Here is a 2,292-nt window from a genome sequence, read left to right as displayed (position 1 = left end):
CCGCCAACGCTGGTCCAACCGATGGAAGGCAGCACTGAATGCCTTCGAGATAACGTTCGACGGACGGCTGTCTGCCGGACGAAAGTAGTTAGAAATCAACCAATTACACCGTTTTCTGGACAGACCCCCCCGCGGATCGGCTAGAGGGACACGTCAGGGACTGTCCATCTGAGGGCCTTGTTGGTCTTCGTGTGTAGTGGGCGCGGTCGCCGCCGAGGCGTTGTGTCGGGGGGTCAGGAAGTGGTCGATGTCGACGATGAGGAACAGTGCGGTGGCGGTAGTGACCACGTGGGCGTGGTTGTTTTCGATGGTGGCTCGCAGGTGTAGTTTGCGGCCTGCTCGGGAGTGGATGTGAGAGCGGAGGGTGTAGGGGGTGTCGAGCAGGACCGGGGCGAGGTAGTCGATAGCGAGGTGGCGGGTGACGGCGAGCTCTCCCACGGTGTAGAGCAGAAACCCGAACAAGTCGTCGAGGACGGTGGCGACCGCGCCCCCGTGGGCAATCGCTGGGGCGCCGACATGGCGGGAATCGAAGCTGTGGTGGGCGTAGACGCCGTGTGCGTCGCGTCGGACGCGCAACTGGTGGCCGTGAGGGTTAGCCGGTCCGCAACCAAGGCAGTGGGGGTGGTGAGGCGGCAGGTCGACGTGTTCGGGCGGCGCCACAGCGAAGGTACGGATCCAGTCCTCGGCCTCGAAAGGTTCGGGGCCGGCGGTCTCGGGTGTGTTGGTGTTGGGTGTGTGCTCGGTCATGGACGCCTTCCGTAGGTGTCCTCACCATTAGCAATGAGGATGTCGCAGTGGGCTTTGTGGGCAAGCTCGGCCGGCGAGGTAATAGTAGCCGGGCCAGTGGTGACCGGTGGGGGTTCGCGGTGACGATGAGGTCGTCGGCGGTCGGGCCGGCTAGGTGAAACAGTGCGCGGACGGTGGGCTCGGGCAGGATGCGAGTTTCGATGTCGACGGCGCCGTGGGCGATCGCATGTTGGTGCGCGGTGCGCAGGATGGCGTCGGTGGGTGTGGTACCTCGCAGCCGGTCGACGTCAGTACCGAGTGCGCGTTCGTCGATGTCGTGACGGGCGCAGATGATCAGGAGTCGGGCGTGGGTGACGTGAGCCAGCTCGGCGGCGTGGTCGACCACGCGGTAGGAGTAGTCGGATCCGTCGGTGTCGACGAGGATCGTGCGATAGGCCGTCATGATGGGGCCTCTTTCACGAGAAGGGGGTGTTCGAGCGGGGAGGGGTGTTCGTGTGAGTGCGTGACGCGCGGGAGCGGCGGGTGGTGGGGCCGGGAGAGAGGACTGCCAGCACGATCGCCCCGGCGGCGGTGAGGGCGGCCAGCGTGAGCGCGGCCTGGCTGCTGCCGTGCACGAACGCTGCCTTGGCGAACTCGGCCAGCGGTAGGGCCGCCGGTCCGGCCTGGTCAGCGACCTGCAGAGCAGCGGCCAGGGAATCGGCGACCGGGCCGCGGGCGGGCTCGGGAAGCTGGGGCAGAGCGGGCTGGATGTGGTGGGTATAGCCTGCGGCGAGCACGCTGCCAGCCACGGCGATCCCGATCGCGGCGCCGATCTCGCGGGCAGCGTCGTTGACCGCGGCGGCGACCCCCTGTTTGGCCGCAGGGGTGTCGGCGACGATGGCGTAGGTCGCCGGGGCGGTGCACAATCCCAGACCCGCGCTCATGATCAGCAGCGGCCACAGCAGGCCGGGATAGTCCGCGGCCACGGTCAACCGGCTTACCAGCACCAGTCCGGCAGCGATGGCAAGCAGTCCTGAGACGGTCATCACTTTCAACCCGACGAGGCTCGACAACCACGGTGCGATTACCGAGATCACGACCAGCGGCACCACCATCGGCGCCAACGCCAGTGCCGAGGCCAGCGGCCCATAGCCGAGGATCAGCTGCAGGTACTGCACCAACAGCAGGAACACTCCGAAGGTAACCAGGAACTGGATGGTCACCGACAGCGAGCCGGCCCCGAAACCGCGGCGGGCGAACAACCGCACGTCCAGCAGTGGCGCAGAAGACCGCAGCTCTACGATCACAAACACCACCGCTGCCAGGAGACCGACCCCGGCGATAGCGGCGACGAGCTGGTCGGCCCAGCCCCGCGCGGGAACCTCGATCGCGGCGAACACGATCGCCGCGATCGCGACGGCCACCACCGCCGCACCCACCCAGTCCACCGGGGGATGCTCGCTCTCTCGGGACTCGGCGATAGTGCACGCCAACCCCGCCAGCACCACCCCCGCCACGGTCAACCCGACGAACACCGAAGGCCATGACCACCGCTCGAGCAGTACC

General features: G+C 67.2%; 3 protein-coding genes. All 3 read right to left on the bottom strand.

The genetic code is table 11. The features are described from left to right. Positions 1–153: 153 nt before the first annotated feature. Positions 154–675, bottom strand: coding sequence for a PaaI family thioesterase (locus G8767_RS35095; protein ID WP_231915899.1), 522 nt, complete (start codon positions 673–675; stop codon positions 154–156). Continuing rightward, the gene (locus G8767_RS36680) at positions 593–1,189 is read right to left on the bottom strand and encodes a universal stress protein (protein WP_003946090.1); all 597 of its coding nucleotides are present in this window, start codon (positions 1,187–1,189) and stop codon (positions 593–595) included. The genes G8767_RS35095 and G8767_RS36680 overlap by 83 nt, the downstream gene beginning before the upstream one ends. 13 nt (positions 1,190–1,202) lie before the next feature. Continuing rightward, a partial coding sequence (locus G8767_RS35085) for an MFS transporter (protein WP_166814264.1) occupies positions 1,203–2,292 on the bottom strand: 1,090 nt, incomplete at its 5' end.

The organism is Rhodococcus sp. IC4_135 (assembly GCF_011602025.1).
GTDB classification, from domain to species: Bacteria; Actinomycetota; Actinomycetes; order Mycobacteriales; family Mycobacteriaceae; genus Rhodococcus_F; species Rhodococcus_F baikonurensis.
The sequence above is the reverse complement of the archived record's forward strand: the minus strand, read 5'-3'. Positions and strand labels throughout refer to the sequence as shown.

Excerpts from the sequence above, each read along its gene's own strand:
- G8767_RS36680 (WP_003946090.1), bottom strand. The coding sequence starts at position 1,189 with ATGACGGCCTATCGCACGATCCTCGTCGACACCGACGGATCCGACTAC.